This window comes from Pseudomonas folii (assembly GCF_014357575.1).
Lineage (GTDB): Bacteria > Pseudomonadota > Gammaproteobacteria > Pseudomonadales > Pseudomonadaceae > Aquipseudomonas > Aquipseudomonas folii.
In genome coordinates, this window is the sequence record NZ_JACONW010000038.1 from 1 (window position 1) to 20,323 (window position 20,323).

Annotated in this window: 11 protein-coding genes, 1 tRNA gene and 1 pseudogene; 9 read left to right on the plus strand and 4 right to left on the minus strand. The window is 50.7% G+C overall.

Features of this window, described 5'->3' with window-relative positions; translation table 11 throughout:
• Positions 1–20: 20 nt before the first annotated feature.
• On the minus strand, positions 21–2,078 hold the full coding sequence (locus tag H8S59_RS10400; RefSeq protein WP_187521357.1) for a methyl-accepting chemotaxis protein: 2,058 nt from the start codon (positions 2,076–2,078) through the stop codon (positions 21–23).
• A gap of 294 nt (positions 2,079–2,372) precedes the next feature.
• Between H8S59_RS10400 and H8S59_RS10405 the strand changes: the two genes are divergently transcribed.
• The 4 genes and pseudogenes from H8S59_RS10405 to H8S59_RS10420 all read left to right on the plus strand — a co-directional run bounded on the left by H8S59_RS10405 (position 2,373) and on the right by H8S59_RS10420 (position 5,741).
• Positions 2,373–3,494 (plus strand): J domain-containing protein, encoded by a 1,122-nt coding sequence (locus H8S59_RS10405; protein ID WP_095099983.1) that lies wholly within the window; start codon positions 2,373–2,375, stop codon positions 3,492–3,494.
• 120 nt (positions 3,495–3,614) lie between these two features.
• Positions 3,615–3,691 (plus strand) — tRNA-Met (locus H8S59_RS10410).
• 260 nt (positions 3,692–3,951) lie between these two features.
• A pseudogene (locus H8S59_RS10415) lies at positions 3,952–5,025 on the plus strand (DUF927 domain-containing protein); the annotation flags it as partial.
• 89 nt (positions 5,026–5,114) lie between these two features.
• Positions 5,115–5,741 (plus strand): hypothetical protein, encoded by a 627-nt coding sequence (locus H8S59_RS10420; protein ID WP_246475215.1) that lies wholly within the window; start codon positions 5,115–5,117, stop codon positions 5,739–5,741.
• A 293-nt stretch (positions 5,742–6,034) separates the two neighbouring features.
• Here H8S59_RS10420 and H8S59_RS10425 read toward each other — a convergent pair whose 3' ends face one another.
• A complete protein-coding gene (locus H8S59_RS10425) occupies positions 6,035–13,561 on the minus strand; it encodes a CHC2 zinc finger domain-containing protein (protein WP_187521358.1) in 7,527 nt (2,508 codons plus the stop codon).
• Positions 13,562–14,611: 1,050 nt separating this feature from the next.
• Here H8S59_RS10425 and H8S59_RS10430 point away from each other — a divergent pair.
• Together H8S59_RS10430 and H8S59_RS10435 are read left to right on the plus strand one after the other, a co-directional pair.
• Positions 14,612–15,181: a hypothetical protein gene (locus H8S59_RS10430; protein WP_187521359.1), complete on the plus strand. Its 570-nt coding sequence runs from the start codon at positions 14,612–14,614 to the stop codon at positions 15,179–15,181.
• An 878-nt stretch (positions 15,182–16,059) separates the two neighbouring features.
• On the plus strand, positions 16,060–16,794 hold the full coding sequence (locus H8S59_RS10435) for a PA3715 family protein (protein WP_187521360.1): 735 nt from the start codon (positions 16,060–16,062) through the stop codon (positions 16,792–16,794).
• Positions 16,795–17,122: 328 nt separating this feature from the next.
• Here H8S59_RS10435 and H8S59_RS10440 read toward each other — a convergent pair whose 3' ends face one another.
• Positions 17,123–17,386, minus strand: a complete 264-nt coding sequence (locus H8S59_RS10440; protein ID WP_187521361.1) for a hypothetical protein — start codon at positions 17,384–17,386, stop codon at positions 17,123–17,125.
• 388 nt (positions 17,387–17,774) lie between these two features.
• Between H8S59_RS10440 and H8S59_RS10445 the strand changes: the two genes are divergently transcribed.
• Complete coding sequence (locus tag H8S59_RS10445) at positions 17,775–17,990, plus strand: type II toxin-antitoxin system Phd/YefM family antitoxin (RefSeq protein ID WP_187521362.1); 216 nt, start codon at positions 17,775–17,777, stop codon at positions 17,988–17,990.
• A 285-nt stretch (positions 17,991–18,275) separates the two neighbouring features.
• Positions 18,276–18,737, plus strand: a complete 462-nt coding sequence (locus H8S59_RS10450; protein ID WP_187521363.1) for a hypothetical protein — start codon at positions 18,276–18,278, stop codon at positions 18,735–18,737.
• On the opposite strand, the gene H8S59_RS10455 is transcribed toward H8S59_RS10450, so the two are convergent.
• On the minus strand, positions 18,734–19,264 hold the full coding sequence (locus tag H8S59_RS10455; protein WP_187521364.1) for an AAA family ATPase: 531 nt from the start codon (positions 19,262–19,264) through the stop codon (positions 18,734–18,736). The two genes, H8S59_RS10450 and H8S59_RS10455, sit on opposite strands and share 4 nt — an antisense overlap.
• 153 nt (positions 19,265–19,417) lie before the next feature.
• Between H8S59_RS10455 and H8S59_RS10460 the strand changes: the two genes are divergently transcribed.
• Positions 19,418–19,840 (plus strand): RidA family protein, encoded by a 423-nt coding sequence (locus tag H8S59_RS10460; RefSeq protein ID WP_187521365.1) that lies wholly within the window; start codon positions 19,418–19,420, stop codon positions 19,838–19,840.
• The last annotated feature ends 483 nt before the right edge of the window (positions 19,841–20,323 follow it).

Consider the following 20,323-nt stretch of genomic DNA (forward strand, 5'->3'; position numbering starts at 1 on the left):
GAGCTGGTCTCACTCAAACATCAATCCAGCTGGAAACGCGACGTGTTGTCGCTCAACGCACGGCTGCCTTTGCTCAACGTGTCAGCAGCCTGATTCACAGCCCGAGCACCTTCAAGCAAACGCCCAGCCGCCTGATCGACCTGCTGAATGTTGCCGCTGACTTCATCAGCGGTACTGGCCTGCTCTTCAACCGCAGTCGAAATCTGCGCCAGGGTGTCGGTAACGCCCTGCACCGCGCTGGCGATCTCAACCAGACGCTGACCCAGATCGGTCACCGACTGCGCGTCGTTAACTGCCTGACCACATGCAGACTCCATCAAGCCGACCGCCTGGCTCACAGTGGAACGCAGGCTATCGACGGTGCTGGCAATTTCCGCGGTGGACACTTGAGTACGTTGCGACAGACTGCGAACCTCATCGGCAACCACTGCAAAACCACGGCCCTGCTCACCCGCTCGCGCCGCCTCGATAGCAGCGTTGAGCGCCAACAGGTTGGTCTGCTCGGCGATGCCGCGAATCGCATCGACTACCGACTGAATCTGTTGCCCTTGCTCGCTGACTCGCCCCAACGCCGCAGCGGTGTCCGTCAGGCGTTGATTGAGCTGCTGAATGCTACTGGTCGTGCGCTGGCTGTCGCGACTGCTTTCCTCAGCGATCTTGCGCGTCTGCCGGGCGCTGTCGGATGCCTGCTCACAGCTTTTCGCCACGCCTTGTGAAGTCGCCGCCAGTTCAGTTGCCGCTGCCGCGATCTGGCTGATCTGATACTGCTGCTCTTCAACTTCATTCAAGGTGCCGCTGGATTGGGTATTGAGGGTCAACACCGCACTGCCCAGTTGCTTGGTCTCATGGTTCACGCCCAGCAAACTGGTGCGCAACTGCACCACCGCCACGTTCAGCGCCGTGCTGATCGCCGCCAGTTCATCGCGACCTCGCACTTCAACCTGAACACAGAGATTACCGTCACGCAGCGACTCGGCGAGCGTGGTAATGCCGCTGGCACTGCGACGGATCGAGGCTTGCAGACAGGCGAACAAATACATCGCAGCCAGCAACAAGACGCCAAAGCAGATGCCCATCGGAATGAACTGCATGTTGGATTTCTGGTGGTAATACGCAAGACGGTTGTCCAGCGACTGCAACGACTGATTACGCAGATTTGTCAGATTATTGAGCAATGCATCAACGCTGCGCTCGAACGCCGGGGCATCAAGCTTGATCGTCGCGCCGAACACACCGTCATCCAATACCTTCAGCTCGTTAACGAGCCCTTGCATGGTTGAGTTGTAGTTTTCGGCCCACGGTTTCATTTCAGCAGGCAATTTGGCCTGCAGGAAATCGCCGGTCTTGATCAGTTGATCCTGAGCATCGGTAATCCGCCCGCGCAACTCACGCATCTGCAAACGGCTTTGCAGGCTGAACTGTCCGGTGACCACCGACGTCTGGCCAATACTCGCCATACGCCCGATACGCTCGATCAGATCAGGAATCTGCTGAGTCGACATCTGCATCAACAGATACGTCTCCAGCCACGGGTCTAGGATCAGGCCGCTGTCTGTCGCAATCTGCTCGCGCAAGGCCTGCACATTGCCCAAGGCATTGGTGAACCGGTCATAGCCGTCCGGCCACCAGCCGACGGTGCGCAGGGAGGCAATGTCCATGCCGGTGACTGAAGCTTTCAGCGTTTCATAGCGCTTGAGTGCATCAGCACCGGCTTCTTCTTTTCTGAGCGAGGCCTCGAGCGACTCAAGTGCCTGCGCGATACGCGGGCCTGCGGCGTCCATCGCCGTCATCGCGGCTTTGGCGGCCGGCGTCGGCTCTTTCAAAATGTCAGAGGCCTTCCAGCGCGCAGCATTATCCCGCTGATGGGAAAGCTCGCTATCGAGCTGATCCAGTGCCAGCAACTGAGTGACTCCCGAGCGTTCGCCCGCGATCGTCGCGAGTTTGCTGAGATAGTCCTGGCCGATCATCCAGAGGCTGCCCACCAGCGGCAGCATGAACAGAAGAAACAGCATCTGAAACTTACGCGCGAAACCAAAACGGCTAAGCATGCGCATACCCGGCGACAAAAGACTGTACATGACCGACCTACTCCCCCAGAACATCCAGCAGAAACGGCGAGAGCCATCGCAGATGTCTTCGAAAAACTACTACCGGCAAAATGCCATGTTATTGATTGAATTACGATAGCCGCCGAGCGCTTCCTGATTGGCGCCAGTGCAGAAACCGTCAACTTTAAGATCACCTAGCAATATTCAGACCGTGTAGGCGATTGCTGTTTTCACCAGTAGGAAGCTTCCCGCTTGGTGGACTGCCCCTACAAAAGTACGTCACCAATGGTTACGCTTTGTCATTTACCGGAGGAGAGACCCCAAATGGTCGGCAAAAACCCGCAGCTGAGCGTGGCGCCCCAACCCGCCGGAGCCAAACCCAATCCTCAGCAAAAACGCTTTAATAGCCTGCTGAAAAAGATCGAAACCCACCGCAGCACGCTGGAAGGCTGGAGCACCGCCGAACAGGGATACACGCAGCTCTGGGCTGAAGAGTTCAGGCCGGCCATCGAGCAAATCAGTGCGGTGCAACTGGAGTTGCTGCGTACGCTGGATGCCGCCAGCTCGCAGATAAAACTCAGCAAACAAGACCGGGCAACCTTGACTGACATCGTCTGTGACCTGGTCGAGGCCCTCATGGACGAATCGCATCCTGACAGCCAGGAACTTAAGGAGATTTTTGCCAGGCATTTCGGCGAAGACTTCGACGACGTTCAGCAAGAGGAGCTGGCGCACTTCAAAGCGCACATGGAGCATAAGTTTGATCTCGACCTCTCGGACGGTGATCACATCACCTCTGAGCATGAGTTTGTCGAATTCCTGCAAGAGAAACTGTCGAGCCATGCCGATGCCGCCGACCGCGATGAGCAATTCTCAGAACCTCCGAAAAAGTCAGCCCATGAACGGCGCAAAGAAGAGGACCAAGCCAAAAGTAGCCAGTCCGTACGTGAGGTCTATCGCAAACTCGCCAGCGCCCTCCACCCCGACCGGGAAACCGATGAACACGAGCGAGCACGCAAAACCGACCTCATGCAGCGAGTCAATAAGGCCTATGCCGAGAAAGACTTGCTGAGCCTGCTGCAACTGCAACTTGAGATCGAACAGATCGATACCGACCACATCAGCAACCTGCCGCTGGAACGCATCAAGCACTACAACCGGGTGCTGGCCGAGCAGGTCAAGGATCTCGAGGAAGAGATTCACGTGCAGAACATGATCTTCAACGGCCGATTCGCCCTCTCCCCGTATGAGACCACCAAACCAGCGCAGGTCCTGCGCAAGTGCAACAAAGTGATCAACGAACTGGATGCCGAGCTTTTCGATAGGGAACAGGAAGTGGCCTTCCTGCAAGAGTCGCCGAAAAACATCAAAGTCTGGCTACGCGCGCAACGGGATCAGCTTGACGAAATGCTGGACTCAGGCCTGCTGGACGATCTTTTTCGCTAACGGCAAACGGGTTTCGTCCTTGAATAGCGGGGCGAAACCCTAACCGCTTGATCACACGCATAAATTTTTCAGAACAAGGGTTGACACATATCCCTTATCCGCGAATAATGCGCGCCACTTGGCTACATAGCTCAGTTGGTTAGAGCATAGCATTCATAATGCTGGGGTCCGGGGTTCAAGTCCCTGTGTAGCCACCAAGTACCTGCTTCGTGACATCACCGATGCTCATGAAGCAACAAGAAGCCCGCCTAGTGCGGGCTTTCTTGTATCTGGGGTATGTACATTTCAATGACGCCTCATCCTGCGTGACGATACATTGCGTATAGGGATGCACTCCTCACCCCGTCTACCCGACGCCTTATCTACATGCTTCGCAAGAGCCCATCTTTCCTCTAAACCGGGACGGCTTGGGTCGCGTGCTGCAATCTACGGCGTGCGCGACAAGCTCCATTTATGACGTTCGAATGACAACCCCCTCGGATTCACCTCTACCGTTCATTCGGATGGCCTTCTGGTGCTTGGTGAAATTGGCATGGGCGCCCCACCTCACATCATCGGAGAAACGGTTTACATGCTGGGCAATGGCACCGGCAAGGCCCGCGCCAATGACCGGGGGCAATCAGGGCGTCAGGTTCAGAAGTGGCGCTTGCTGTTCCTGTCGCCCGGAGAGAAGACTTTGGCGCAGCACATGGCTGAAGCCAACAAGGAGCTCAAAGCGGGCATGGAAGTGCGCATGCTCGCCATTCCAGCGGACGCGAGCAAAGGCATGGGCATGTTCGATCAGCTCAACGGTTTTGATGATGCCGCCGCCCTCTCCGACGCGCTCAAAGCGCGCGTAGCGAAGTTCTACGGCACACCCTTGACCGCCTTCCTGTCAGCGCTGTGCGAGCCCAGTAAACGACACGGCTGGTCATCTATCTTGCGCCATACCTTGGAGGCGTTTGTTGCTAGAGCATTGCCAGCATCTGCTAGCGGTCAAGCACACCGCGCCGCTGCCCGATTCGGATTGGCAGCTGCCGCAGGCGAGCTGGCCACCGCCATGGGTATTACAGGTTGGCCCGATGGCACGCCTACCACTGCTGCGCGGGTTTGCCTGAGCGCCTGGCTCAATGAGCGCGGCGGCGCCGGTAACTTTGAATCGGACGCCATTCTGGCGCGGTTGCGCCAGGTGATCGAACGCTTCGGTGAAAGTCGTTTTACCCATTGGCAGTCAGCCGCCGCGAAGATCGACGAGCACGGTCCGCGCACCCTTGATCGACTGGGTTTTCGCAAGTCGCTGGAACACGGAATGGGGGACACGCTACATACAACGACTACTTACTACGTACTGCCCGAAGCTTGGCGCTCCGAAGTATTCAAGGGCATGAACATCAACGCGGTTAACAAGCAGCTGTTACGTCGAGGCGTATTGGAGCCGGGAGCCGATGACAAAGCGTCGACCGCTGTGCGTCTGCCTGGACTTGGTTTGCAGCGTTGCTACGTGGTTGTAGCAGTGCCTGAGCAAGGCGAGCGCGAAGCGCAGGCCGCCTAAGTCGCTGCCTAATTCATGAGGTAGCGCCGGCTTATTCCGGCCTCGCCAGCCAGGCACATACAACCAAAAATCTGACTTTAGGACTGACCATGAACGAATTGAAACAGCAACAAGCGGCTTTAATCTCTGAACGCGAAACGCTGGAAAATAGTCTCCCCCACTTGGAGGCAGCTTGGCGCAATGCGCCCAGCAACTGCAGCCCTATCGGCAATATGATAGGAAGCCCAGAGGGCAGAGCCGCCGAGGACAGACTATCTAGTGCCCAATGCCGTGTACGCGCCATCTCCAGCGAGCTGGAACGAATTGAACAAAAGCTCACTCACCTAGACCGCCTAGAACGGGTCGATCAAATCAAAACGGAATCCATCCAAGCGACGTCCGAATCAGCCGCCCAGGTCGAAGCACTGGAGCGGACACAGGCGCACTTGAATGAGCGCCTTCGGGCAATTCAATCGGAGGCAGAACAATCCCTGGAAAAAGCGCAGCAAGCCGAGCGAGACGCAGCCAGCCTCTACGCCCGGAGCCTTGCCAGCGGTGACAGCGAAGGTGAAAAAAACGCGAATAGCGAAATCCAGAAAGCTGACAAGCAACTTGCGATAACGGATGAACAACTGAGAAGGCAAGAACTCATACGCGCAGCTCTGCAGGCAGAACTTGATAGCATCGAACTCAAATCTCAAACGTTCGACAGAAGGGGAATGAGGCAAAAAAGGTAGCCTTGAATGCAATAAGTCTTGCATTAGATGAGGAATGGAATAAAGCTACAGAGCAGTTGGTTGCTGTGGGAGCGCTTATACTTGCCGTCAGCTATCAGAAAGGTGGGATGGGGAATGCCCTATCCAGACTCGATGTACAACGGTTCGGTCCGTTTCATTCAAGCCTCGCTCATTCCGATCTAGCATCTACCGTACGTGAAATTTCTTTAGAGGATCTACTCGCAGCCTAACCCGAAACAGCCCGCGCTCGCGGGCTGTTTATATATTCGATTGCAAGGTCCCGCTATAGGCACTTAATCTTCGGGGGCCTTCCATGGGTGGACAGCGATTGATGGAAGTTCCTGATGCTCCGTCAACGTTAAACTCACATCAATCCAGTCATAGAAAGCAGGCGCGGCGAATAGCCCAAGAGAGCCTTTTGGTGCGTTCGGTTGCATATCACCATTATTATGATAGGCCTTTGCGCGAGACAAAAGAGGACTAGCATCGGGAAACTTGCGCCACAGGTTACTAAGTTTTGTCTCATCAAGCGTGTCTTTGGATCGCCCAACCGTCTTCCAGAATTCACCCTCGTCTTGCGGACGTTTTTTGCTTTTTTCTTTTGATGCAAGAATGTTTTCGGGAAGAGAGATTGACAGTGTTTTAAGTAAATTTGATTGCGTACGTTCCCAGTCAATGGACTCGACCAAAGGCAAATAAGCTACAAGCTGGAGTGGAGACGGCATCGTCTGAGCACGAGGTTTACCCTCGAGCATATTATGCGGATCCACGTCTGCAATCACCAATGCTTGATCATTTTTACTTAAAGCATCATCTCTATTGTTGTAATAAATGCCCTTAGACCATCCGTGATAAGGAGTTATCTTGGCAAGATAGCCCATTGTAGTTTCTTCAGACTTCCAACTTCCCTGCCCGATAAAACAGCTTCCCCCTACAAGCGTCTTACCATCTATACTATTGCAAAATACCGTTGTTGTACCCGCAGCCAAAAATCCGGACTGTCCAGCGAACCAATAGTCGGCAGAACGCGATGTGGCTGCAGGTACCGCGAGAATTGATCTTCGTGCCTCAGCCCCATTACCAGTGATAGAGAGCTTCTCGGACAATGCCTTAAGATCGCTAAAAACCTCATCAATTTCCGCTGGCCGGCCAAATCTACGCCACATTGCCTTAAGATCCTCCCCCATTTGAATGTAATTAGCCGGACTAGAGACCAAGAAAGCCTCAGAGCATATTAATTCCAATAGATATTTTAGAGGGAGCTTTGCTTCTGTGAAAAGATGAGTAATAACATCGGCCGATGGTTCGAATCCGATAACACTTTCTAGTTTACTTGCGAGTTCCCCAGGATTGAACAAAGGCTTCAAAGGTAATGCAGAGGGTCGAAAAAACTCCTCTAATGCGATAGATCGATATTTTTTATTTCTCGAAAATTCCAGAACATGCCCCCGCTGTAACGCATCATAATCTTTATCAGAACCCAGTTTTTTCTTCTGTAGGGAAGCAAGAAATACTTTCGACGCTGACTTTGGCAACGGCCAGAGCAAAGTCAGTGGAGCAGACAAGTGATTTTCATCAGCCTTATCACATATATTCATGTACGTACCGGCCAAAACCGAAACACCTTTATTTATGATATACGTTTTCAACCACTCAACTGTTTCACGCCTTACGGAGTATTCAGGAAGAACAAGCAAGTCCACCCCGAAGTTTTGACATGTATCCACGACACGCTTCAGTATCGAGCGACGGCGGTGTTCTGACCAACTAGGCAGAAATTCCAATTTTGTCCACATATGTGCGGTATCGTGCCTTTCTGCCGCATTCAGCAATCGCCCATATTTTGAGTCAGCACTAACCTTTAGATTCAAGGAAATACCCTCATTGACCTTTGAACCAAAAGGCCAATGTGTCGGGCAAGCCTCGACGAAAGGGTGCTGATACGTCAAATCAAAGTCAGCCTGAAGCAATGCAATACGAACCAGCCCTCTGGGTTTGCAAGCTTCACCGCGCCGAGTCCACTGCTCTGCCTGCTGTTTTCTGAATGCATTAGCGTCTCGGCCCAAATCGTGCTCAACCACGGTTCCCGCTGGAATATCAGCATTGCTGGAAGGTGAATATTGAAACTCTGATAAAGCATCTTCAACCAAACTACCGACTGCACCATCCTCATCACCATGAACACTACTAGTTGACATGGAAGCTCGTGGCAAGGAAAAAGCAGACGGCGAATTGATCTCGACAGACCCAGTTATGGAATTTGCATGAAACTCATAACTCTCCTCCCTTATCGCTGGTACCGAGCCACTTCCATTTTCTTCCTCTACGACTTCAACCTGGAGGGAAGTATCAAGACCTAGCTTAATAATAGCGATCGAAGCAAATGGCTCACCAAGCGCGGAGACAGATAAAAGCTTGCCACTCTCGCGATCAAAAATTTCTGACCAAACTCTCAAAAATCGCCCATCTTGAGTTATTTCTTCAATATGCTTAGAGGACCGAGGAAACTGGGAGATCATCCACGGAGTGACATCCCTGACTCCGTTTCTTGAGTCGGTGAAGCGCTTTGTCTGAGGGTTATAACCATAAGACTTCTCAATTACTGTTATTGACTCAAAACCAAGCTCTTCATCTATCCTTCTAACCAATAACACAACAGACTCTAATAGCTCCAGACTGAGCAACCCCAAACAATGATCACTCAACATTTCAAATGGCCACTCGAGAAAGGAGTCGGTCTCATTATCATGATTGTCAATTGAAGCTAGTGCCTTAGCAATTACCCCTAGTTGCTCATATAGGACGTCAGATAGCCGTTCTAAATTATCTTGAACCAATCGATGCCCTAGGTGCTGTACTAACCTACGACATTGTTCAATCAATGAGACCCTGCTGTTTGATTGGATAGCATTGTCAGAGGCTGATTTTTCCTCCAAGGGATGAGGCGAAGCTGAAGGAATACCCCAAGCCTCTGGAAAATCAAAATTCTCATATCGTTCAAATGCCCCATGGCTTCGTAGAGAAGCGATCAGCCCTTCAAAAGCTACGTTAATACCTGTGCTGATAACACCTGCACGCAGTGCCTTCCATGATGGAATTTCAGAGACCGAGGATTCGGTTGAAACAGAAAACAGCCGTTTAGAAAAACACAGTAAACCAAAGAGATCACGCCTTACACCGGTACTCCCTTCATCACTTGTTGCAAGCACCTGACTAACTGATAGAGGTAAGCGTCCTAAAACCTTATTTGTTAACAAAACCAAAAATGACGCGGCATCACTGCATTTCCAACTCTCGCGGAACGCTAGGTACATGCCGGCCGACTCAGCTTCCGAGGCGAGGACATAAAGAATGGGGTCTAGCGAATCTTCTACTTGCTCTGGAAATGTTTCTAACAAGCGAAGAGAGCGATTGACAGTGGCAGGCAATAAACCATCATCACTTCTTCTTTTGCTTATTTGGGAGTCAGCATACGCTCCTCGAAGTTTACGAAGTTGCGCCCGGAGAACGTATCGAGCAGGGTTTGTTAGTGCTACAGCGTCGAGTGTAACATCCGATTCAGCATCGCCAAATTTGGAGACATCGTCATAAAGGCCCAAATAATCTGAAATCGCAACGCCGACCCTCCAAAGACTTGCTTCATAGATAGGCACTTCAGCCGTACGCAAAGCTCTTCCACCATCACGTACGAAAGCTCTGTTACCGAGCTCATCTCGTGATACTCCCTCTGCGATTAGGTAATACAACTGCTTATTTAGATCAGTTGCAATGTAGGGCCACGCAGGAACCAGTTCTTTGCCCTCATTATTCTCAGAGTAGGAAACGACCACTTGTGCAACTGACCTGAACAATTTCGCCGCAAGCTTCAAAGTCTCGGTGGACACATTGATGTTTACTGGTAGGACCCGCTCACGCAGACTAATATAATCTTCCGCTGGCAAATCGCTTCGAAGCCGAATCAAAGAGCCTGCTAGTGGTACAGACATCCACTCTGTATTCAGTAACCGGACAACGCTACCATTATCTGCACCGATAAAGGCCGGGGTAGCATCCACAGCAGAAAAATCGAGAGCTTCGATTGCATTTACTAATAACGTTCCATCTTCGTTTGCAATATTTCCTAGACATGACAAAAGACGGTACGTTTTAATACCTGGGAGCGGTGGAAGTATTAGCCGATTCACGACATTAGTTGATGTGGTGTTCCATATGAGGTGATTACGTCGACTTAAGCACACTGGCAGCTGCTCTTTCGGAACAATGCTAACAATGGTTTGCAAGGCAATATTTATCGCAGCCGATTGACTTCCATCATTTAAAAAAGTTGAGCGAATATCGTCACCCGGTAGTAATGCAATAAACACATCGGCGGCGAAACCTGAAATTGTACCCTTCCGCACATGATCTTCAGTCGGGGCGACAAAAGGAGTTAGTGGATCTTCTGCGGATTGGTCTGCATCTGAAAGCAATGCTACTGCTTCATGCATCCACTCAAATGGTTGCCAGACTTGTACCAGCTTAGAACGCTCTACGTGTAGATGTGCTTCTGAGCTTTTATGCACTCCCAGAAGCCGCGCTGCTTTCCAGCGTACAAGCTCCAAACGCACATCCAGTTGATGTTGAGGACCTGGTGTTGAATTAAAAACATAAGCTTCGAATGCTGTGCTTAAAACTAGATCAGCAAGCCATGCAATACGACGTCGTCTCAGTGCGTTTTCTTCAGCGGAAAGCTCCGCAATATCGCGAGTCTGCTTGTCAATTAAATGCTCGAGGCCTTCGAGCGCAAACAACACGGGTGATTCCCACTCATTTTCCTCTGGTCGAAGGCTCCAAGCTGCGTCGTGCACGCAGTTATCCCAAGTTTCTAGATATTGTGACAAAACCTCAGCAGCCTCAACACTCCCGAGATGCTCTACTGCAATTGAGTACCAAATTAATCTCGCAGCCTTGGGAAGCTCTGATGCACGAAGGTCTGGTGCCTGAAACGCAGTTTTAACAGTCTGCAAGAGTGTTGTTTTAGATGCCTTGTATAGTTCTACGTTATGCAGTAACTGCAAAGCTGACTGACGATCAGTTGCTGGTGCCGCAGACCAAAAATCCCAACCTGACTCACCATCACCGACTAATGGCGGTTCCCATGCTGGTCCATAGGCAGCTAGAGCTCTTCCTTGATTAATATATGAAGCAAAGTCCTCGGCGCTCATCGCCGGAATTTCGTCAGCCTTCGCAAGGAGCGTCAGCTCAAGCTTACGGGCACATCGATCAACAGCCTCCCTCAAGTTAGCCAAAGTCTCCGGATCATCTGCGAGTAGCACGATATCATCCACATATCGAGCATAACCAACACGCTTGGTATCAACATTCAGCGCGGACATGAAACGATAAGCTTCTTCATCAATTGGAAACAAAGCTACTGAACCAATCCAGGCAGATAATACGGGCCCCTGTGGAATCCCCATTAAAGGATTAGTCTCTTCACTCAGCCCCGTATCAGGCCTTGCGTAATTTACACCAAATAGATGTTCGTCAAGCCGATCAAGAACAAAAGCTGCTTTGGCAGCAGCATTTGGGTTTTGCGCATCAAATTGGAGTAGCTCGGCGAACTGCGGAGTATTATCAGAGACCGATGATATTGCAGATTGAAGCGGTGCGAGCAATCGATCGCGAACGACATATCGCCGAAGACGATCATAATACCGTTTTACATCTAACCTTATTGAGTAAACATATCCAATATCTGTGGCCTGCTTGGTTAAGGAGGCCATAAAATCACGCCAGCACTCAGCGTACGGCCGATACATCCCTTGATCTGTTGCAGGCTGACGCCCTTCAAGTACATCCATGTCGATCTGATAGGCGAAACTGAGCGTCTGCGAAGTTATTGCCTCGCCATTTCCGTCACCTTTGATATCGAAGCCCGTAGTAACTGTTCTGCGACTCTCTCGATAGTAGCGTACCGCAGGTATTCTCCTGCTAAACGGGAAATCAGTAAAACCTTCATGATCCCAACGCTCAGTAAGAATCTCATTCAGTAGATATTGTTGAACAATCAAGTCCTCAGGGAGAGGCATAATCTTCAACCTGAACTCTGAACCACCAAAAGAGCGAGGCACCCATACCGCGTTGTAGGGACCGATCGGCCCACTGGCTCGTATGCTTTTCAAGCGATCCGTCAACAATGTATTGAACGCTGTTGCGGCAATATCTAAGCGTTCCCACCGCGGTTCGTCACACGGAAGTTCACCTCGTCTCGACCCCATGTATGCAAGTATGCGAGAGTGGTTAAGGCGTGCGCCTGCATTGTTTAGAAAATCTTCAGAATACGACTTATGAATTTCTGAGGCGGACTCACTGATGAAGCTCAGCCACTCCGCGAAGGCCGGGATGTTGTTTGATGAGCCAGTCTCTGAAAGCGACCGCTGAAGATACTCTTTGGAATCAGACCCTATCGACTTTTCGATCTGACTGAACGCTTGACTGAAGGCCCTAAACCTACGAGTTCGCGGCGCCGCAACCCATAAATTTTCATCTAAAATATCCTCAGCAGTAGCGCTAAAGGAATATGCAAGAATGGAAAGCTGGGGCGGATATGTTGCGCTTTGTAATAAATTTTTCGCCGACTCAACGGAGCAAATTTCAAGATAGTCGTTTGGATCTTTTCTGCATTCACTGTTTACGCCAATATCTTTAAGCTGGAGATCCGTCGGCCATAGGAAGGCACACTCAACTGGAGCATTCATTAGCTTCAAGCACGCATCTGCTGCGCCCCGCAAGCCGGCCTCATCCCTATCGAAACCAACAACAACTGTTAAACTCGTAGTCTTTGGCAGGGACTCACTTAAAGATTGAAGAAGCCTGACTTGAGGCTCGCTAATTGAGCTTCCCATGATTGCGACAGCAGGAAACCCGAGACTTTCAAACCGAAGCGCATCAAGAAATCCCTCACACAGATAAACGACTATGTTCTTATTACCTTTCTTCGCCTCACTTCTCACAAGCTTGAATGCGAAATCCGCTCGATATAGCACGGTTGACTTAGGAAACTCACGCGTGAACTGGTACTTCGGCACTGTTGATCCAGCAGCAACTCTCGAAGCCCGCCCCGCCAACCCTAGCAACTGACCTTTCTCATCATGAATTGGAAATATTACTCGGTCTGCTATGAAAAAGTCACTATACCTGTTTATTGACTCACTACCGGAATTCAACGGCAAGTGCATCTCTGCAGTTACTCCCGGAATCAACTTCCGGATGAGAAACGCATCCTCCAAGTCGCCAGTGTATTCGCGCCTGAGAGATCGGTTGGTTTCTGCCTCAAGCGCTCGGGATAGAAAATTGCGTGGTGCGTATACAAAACCAGCGCGCTTTATAACAGTGGCATCGAGTCGGCGCTCATTGATCCAAGCATCTAGCGCAACCTGATCTGTTCCTTTTTTGTATAAATTGTATCCAAACTGAAGCGCTGAAAGATCAACAGTAGGGGTAGTGCTATTTTTTTCAATTAATTTATTTCGCCCCCCACTACGGACAATAGACGTACTAGGGGAAAGCCATTCGACTGCATCTTTGAAACCAAGATTCAGCTTTTCCTTAACTAGATCAATGGCATCCCCATGCGCTCCGCAAGAAAAGCAATAGAAATGCTGCCTACCGCTATCTCGTCTAGCGTCTATTAACAAAGAGGGGGTTTTATCATCATGAAAAGGGCATAGAGCTTTGAATTGATTCACAGCCGTTTTCTTAAGCGTCATGCCTAGACGATTGGCTATATCTTCAATAGAGACATTCTGAAGCAGTTTTTCGTAGTCAATCCTAGGCAATTTTTCTTCCCTTCTTAAAATTATCCGCAGCAAAGTATGTAATGAAGCTATCGAACTTTGACCTACCTACACAGGAGAATCCTCCTGCTTCCAGCCTAGTGTTCTTTACGTCTTATCTCATCGTTTTTCACCGCATCGTTTTCGGCGTGTGTAGGAATAAATCGGAGGAAGATACCGCCTGCTGTCGGCGCCTCACCACAACGTAGCTTCCGAGCTTCTCATTTGCAATCAAACACACATTAGCAGCATGGCTCATCTTGAAATCACCTGAATCATCTCACCCCGGTCGCTTCCACACTCGAAAAAAGGATATGAAGTCAAAGCCTGTGGTTCATCTAACCCTCAATCGACTCTAACGAGAATCCGCCTGGGCTTTGCTTGAGTAATTCAGTGTTACACAGTTGAGCTTTGTTACACGGGTAGTGAGCACACTCACAAAATCGAGCTACGCATATTTTTCTTAATAAATTCAATCAGTTAATGAAATACGTTACACAAATTACACCTTTTACACCGTTTTTCTATAGAACGCAGAACACCCCACTCCCCTTTCTATAGAGCCCCTTCAGAGAACGACGCGTCTCCGTCGGCTCTAAAACGACATGGTATGTTCGAGCCCTAAAAAATTAGCTGGGGCCCCTGACTCGTGCATACGGATACGGGGTCGGAAACCCGCGCCTTCGTGTTAGTGGGAGAGTTTTTCACATTAGTTGACAGGTTGACGTGGTTGACACCGATCCCCGTGGTTGACGGTGCTCTGATGTTCATAATCATCAACACGAAGGGACACCTTTACACATGCGGTAAAGGTGCCCCTTTTTCCTCAATACCCTTTCAATTTCAACATTGAAATTTCAGTAAGCTGGGTAAGGTGCCGCTACCACGATACCGCAGGCTTCCGACCCCGTTCATGAACAAAAGCCTCAGCGTCCCCGGCAAGTTTTGATCAGCAGACCAATACAACATCTCATAACAGCTGATATCGAAAGACAGCGATGGATATGGTATTGATGATCGACCCCGCCTCAGCATCAAAAAAGGAGCAGTGCATTGAAGGACGATCATTTTCAAACATCCCCTCTACCAAGCAACAACGGTTACACCTGGACGCTAGCGACGCGCCTTGGAGATATGATCGCCGAAGTCGAAAAACGCTATGGGCAACGGGACCAATCTTGGACCGTGCTCGGGATAGAGTTCAGCCCAAACGGACCACAGATCTGGTACCCAGGCAACAGGAAACACGTAGCTATTCAGCTTGCACCCAATGCACTCCAAGATACGGTATTGGCGTGCTACCAGTTGGCTCATGAAAGCGTGCATCTGTTATCCCCTGCTGGTGGAAGGGGGGCTCCAGTGATTGAGGAGGGGCTCGCTACGGTATTTTCCGAAGACTATGTTCAGCAAGTTTTTTTTAGAAAAGGCCTCACCAACATGAGCTCTTACTCTGAGGCTGCGACATTAGTTCGTGATTTGCTCTCGATCGCCCCTGATGCCATATCACGGCTAAGGTCGATTGAGCCTGCCTTCACGAAAATGACCAACGCTACATTCATCGAAGCTGAGCTTGAGGCTCCCGAGTCATTGGTGACTCAGTTGCTATCCCAGTTTTGCCGGTAATGAGGGATGGTAGCCAGCGGCTTGCGACAACCTGATGTCCGTCACCAACGACCATCTTGTATGCCCGCACGTATGCTTTAATAAAAATAATAAAATTAAACCCGTTTATTCATGCAGATACAGGCTCAGTTCAAATGACTGTGTACACCAAGTACCTGCTTCATGACGTCATCGATGCTCCTGAAGCAACAAGAAGCCCGCCTAGTGCGGGCTTTCTTGTTTTTGGCGTTTGCACATTTATTTTCTCTCCGTACCGAGGGGGATCCTGACCTTAGCCCCATGCGCTTCTGGGCTTTTTAGACATTCCGCATTCGACGCTCACGGCAATCAGCGAGCAATCAAAATGGATGTGGCAGCATTTTATCGTTCTTACAATTTGCCCTTCTCCGTCCAGACATCATGTCTTGGGCATGGACTTTCTGTTTGTATTGTAAATCCTGCAAACTTTCTGAAACACGATAACTCGATCAAGAGTCCGCTAGGACGAATAAATAATATCATCGCTTCCGAACAACTCTGAGTATGTTATCAACTTCCTGAAATAGCATCACCGAACATATCATATTTGCCGCCAACAAAAAGCTCTACTCAGCACCCATAACACTGGTACGCCCAATAAAACTTAGCAACTTATGAAACATGGAGCTATTAAGCACGCCGCGCCGCTGGGAGTGACTTCACTTTCAAGCGGTAATTAGACAGATAACTTTTCCAAAACAATTTCGCGCAATGGCACGCCTGACCCAATATTCCGCGAGACAGCTCATTCAAAAGCTCGAGACATTTGATTTCTTCAAGCGAAATTACTATTGTACCGCTGCCGAAAATGCAATTTCATGACCGCACACCCATTCGTTTTTCACTGGTAGGGATACCCGATGCGTTGCCTTCTAGCCCTGAGCTTGTTGTTTTTCCCATTACTGGCTTCTGCCGCCTACCCAAACTGCGAAACATACCTGTCGAGCTGGGCCAAGACATTGCATCCGACGTTAGCCTTTGACAAGCAGCGTTCCGCATGTAAAACGGCCAATGATGATCCCGACCACACACTGGCAGTTCTGGTTCTTGAAGAAGAAAGAGTTAAGGTAGAAGACGAGCCTGAAGATTGGGTCACCTATGGCCTTGAGATCATTAGCGCTAAAAAAGGGGTGATAGAGAGCCATGTTTACGAGAGCAATGCTATCGATATTTCTCTGTTCAAGTTTTCCGGACTTAGTCTTGATACGGCCAGCTATCAGCTCACCCCGGGCGCTCATACTTTTGGAGTCATTTTAAAACATGATATGGCGATTGAGCCTCTCACCCGCTCCTTAACACTACTTTATCTGTATACCGATGAAGGAAAAAGGATGCGAAAAATCCTTGAATTGGAAAAAGACATAGCGTCCGCCGAACAAAATCCCGATAGCTGTGCGGGCAGTTTTTCAGAGGCGCACCTTACTCTAAGTATTGGCAACAACAGCAATCACGGGTATGCCGATCTGGAGGTGACGGAAAAAGTAATCGCTACCGAAAAAACGGATACGGGTAATGGTTGCACTAAAGAAGAAAAGCCTACCTCGGACGAGTACGTACTGATCTATAACGGCGAACGCTATGACCCGAAGTATTGATAGATAACTCTCAGCACCGCGGCGGGTTGCGGGCTTTCTTGTTTTGGGCGTTCGCCAATCTCAACACTGCCTCATCTTGCGTGCTCCTATCGCTTTTGATTCCCGACCCAACAGCGCATAACTGTATGGATTGAGGAGCTTTCTGTGGACTGTCCGTCTGGCTGCGAACTCAACCCACGTGAGAGCGAATTTATTCGCGAAGGGGTGACACATCCTGTGCGCATGTATCGCCTGAGCATCGCCTCCCAAATGGAAGTTGAGCGCCACCTTGATCCGTCCCGCGGGTCAGCCATGAGCCAGAGATCGTAGCCAACCCGCGCGGTGTTTATCAGGCGTTGACCTTATCCAGCCTCACTTCCATCAACTCCAGCACATCACAGCTGTCTTGCAGCAACAGGAAAGCGGCCTCAGCGACGTGAGCCAACTGGTTCTCATCGGAGTCTTTGGTCGTGGTGCTGGCCAAGCAGCTCATCAGATTTTTGATTGCGCGCAAGCGTTGTGTGGCGCAGAGGTGCAGGTCGGCCATTGGGGCTTCGGGGTTTATGAAGAGGACGGAATTGGGATATTGATTCAGCGGAGTATGTTGGGTCATGAAGGAATCCAGAGGGTAATGGCTAAACTCGCCACCTGTCTCGTCGCCAAACGAAATCAGGTGGCAACTGTGCGCAGGTTGGCGAACCGGTCATACCCACCCGGCAGACCCGAAGGTCTCCCGCGCACAGCCGCCATAAATGTCGCCCGCACGAAGTGAAGACAACCAGCAACTGAAGCTGTTGAAAAGGTATGAGCCGGATCGCCAAATCCGGTCGCTGATGTGCAGCGACGGGGCGAATGATAGGTGCGAGGTTTGCCTGGTGCAACCGCTGTTAAATCGATGTTGAGACTGAGTGAAATCGCTTCATTGATAAGCCTGGATCTGAACCCACATGATGCTGGTCTAGAATCAGCACTGACGCTTGATGGCTTACAGGAGCACCACCGTGAAAACTCACAACGTCCATAGAGACAAGAAACACCTGACCCAGCCTGTCGTTGCGGCTGCGGATGGCGAAACAATCATCATTGCCAAGACTGAATCTCCAGTCACTAAACTGATGCCTACAACCTCTAAGCGACGCGGAATGCTGCCCGATATGAGGTTTAATGCTGAGGCTTTCGAAGCCATGGATTCAGAAATTGCTGATTTGTTTAAGTAAAAAATGAAGCTGCTGCTCAACACTTTCGGGACGATCACATAGACCAGCCCTCATCTTTCCGTGCAAGAGGGGCCGTCCCGTCTTCGACGCTGCGTTGTTGCGTGGCAACAGGCTCCTACAGGCGAAAAGTATTCCATCAGATGGTTAAATTTTGTTTGATGAGGCCCCGGCAACGCGGGCTTGATCCCACCCGCTCAATAACCGCAAATTATTCAAGTAAACGCCCCACCTGCGGACATTCTGTGAACGCAACCTTCGTTCAATTCACTAAGGCAGCCAACCCCGATGGCCTTTGTATTAGTTTTCATTGGTTTTCTGGCCTTTGTGTCGGGCTACATTGTCTCGCTTGAAGACAGGCTTCAGCGCGATGGAAAGTTTTGCCCGTTCAGTGTGCGAACAAACCTCAAGGCATCTGTACGAGCACGCAAAATCTTGACCTGGCTGGGAATGCTGATCTGGCTGATAGCGGGTGCATGCTACCTCTGGGGACCGCCAATTGAGGTCGCGCCTGATGACCAACTCGGTGGACTGGGCGTTATCGGGCTTATCTTCGCGTTCATGTATTGGGGCCGCGCGCGCGAGCATGAATTCCAGAAAACCGGAGCCTCGACCGACTCATACGCTTATCAGGATGCAATCGAGCATCATGAATGGTGGCCGATCACGTTCCGGGCTTTGGTTGATGTCGCGAAAATTCTGTTTTTTCTAATCTTGATGTACGGGATCAAGCGGTTGATCAATCTCTAGTCCGGGGCGGTCTGGCGGCGGAGCCTTTCAATCTCCGCCAACACCGCACTCAACCGCGCCTCCTCCGACAAATCCCCCTCCAACCTGAGCACCTCGCACCTGCGCTGCTCAAGCCAAGCCCGATGCTGCTGCAAACTCCGCCCTGGCTCGGTACCGCTGTCGTACTGCGCGGCCCATGCCAGAAACTCGGGCCTAGCCACACCGAAACGCTGCTCTTCGCGCAGCTTGAGTCGGGCGAGGCGTATGTCGCTGGGGACGTAGAGGAAAACCACTAGATCGAAAGTATCTTCAAGTTCGCTGCCCCAGCCCATTATTGATCCGGACACCACAGCCTCGGCAGCGGCGCGCATATCGAATAACAATGCAGCGCCACGCTGATCCTTGACCACCATCTGTTGATAAGGAGGGTTAGTGGGCAGCCATTGATAATCATCACCCTCCAGGTGACGGGCCGATAGTGCCAGGGACAGGTCGCGGCCTAATGTCGAGGTGCCGGAGCCTGGTGCTCCAGTAATAAGAAGGTGCATAGATTCCGGGCTAATCAGATACTGAAAAAAAGTTCGTCGCAGAGCAAGGTCGGGATGCTAGTTCATTAGTTTATTGTGATCCATTGAACACCCGCTTGACCTCAACCTAACTAGAGGTCTGAGACTGCCGACTCTTCCAACAGGAGTCAGCCTATGTCCAAACTCGATATCGCCCCTGCTTTCCGGTTATCCAATCCACCAGGCCTGTACGATCCCAGCCCGAATGGGTACTCCCATGTCGCCCAATTGCAGCCTCAGGCGCAGCTGTTATATATCGCCGGGCAAGGCGGTGAAGACTCACAGGGCAAGCTCTCGTCAGTGTTTGCCGAGCAAGCCAGACAAGCACTCGCCAACCTTGCCACCGCGCTGCAATCCAGAGGCGCAAGTTTCGATCATGTGTTCAAACTGACATTGCTGATCGTTGATCACGACCAGGAAAAACTGAGCACGTGGGTCGAGGAGATTGATCGGGCATGGGGCGAGTCGATGAAGCCTGTGTGCACATTGATTCCGGTGCCACGCCTTGCGCTGGACGGGATGCAGATCGAGATTGATGCTGTTGCGGCCATTCAGTAACAGGTTGTACGACGCCTTCCATGCTGTCTCCAAACAGACATTGGATCTGTAGGGGCTCACCAAGGTTACGAGGCCAGCGATAGCGGAGTGTCAGACGAACCGCCATCGCTGGCCTCGTAACCTCGGTGAACTCCTACAGGAATCGAGTCATTTAAGAATCGCATTTCAACGGATAAGCATGAACTCAATACACCCTGAAAATCAGCGGGATTATCCCCATCGTCGCCAATCTGGCCGATATGCGGCATGGAAATACCGAAAGCGTCCCGGATGCGACACCACAACACCTTGACAATAATCGGAAATAATTTGTCGCATCTTTTTCAAACCTGATAGCATCCTGCTACCCGTGATGAGCAGACGATACTTAAGTATCGCGCCTCAATGCTGTGCTGGATGAATGTTGTTCATGCAGTCGCACCTACGCAAACGATCACAATTAGAGCAACCCTTGAGGTCTGCCAGCCCTGTTTCAGATTGCGC

Coding starts and splice junctions, on each gene's coding strand:
- H8S59_RS10400 (WP_187521357.1), bottom strand. CDS start 2,078: ATGTACAGTCTTTTGTCGCCGGGTATGCGCATGCTTAGCCGTTTTGGT.
- H8S59_RS10405 (WP_095099983.1), top strand. CDS start 2,373: ATGGTCGGCAAAAACCCGCAGCTGAGCGTGGCGCCCCAACCCGCCGGA.
- H8S59_RS10420 (WP_246475215.1), top strand. CDS start 5,115: ATGAACGAATTGAAACAGCAACAAGCGGCTTTAATCTCTGAACGCGAA.
- H8S59_RS10435 (WP_187521360.1), top strand. CDS start 16,060: ATGCGTTGCCTTCTAGCCCTGAGCTTGTTGTTTTTCCCATTACTGGCT.
- H8S59_RS10440 (WP_187521361.1), bottom strand. CDS start 17,386: ATGACCCAACATACTCCGCTGAATCAATATCCCAATTCCGTCCTCTTC.
- H8S59_RS10450 (WP_187521363.1), top strand. CDS start 18,276: ATGGCCTTTGTATTAGTTTTCATTGGTTTTCTGGCCTTTGTGTCGGGC.
- H8S59_RS10455 (WP_187521364.1), bottom strand. CDS start 19,264: ATGCACCTTCTTATTACTGGAGCACCAGGCTCCGGCACCTCGACATTA.
- H8S59_RS10460 (WP_187521365.1), top strand. CDS start 19,418: ATGTCCAAACTCGATATCGCCCCTGCTTTCCGGTTATCCAATCCACCA.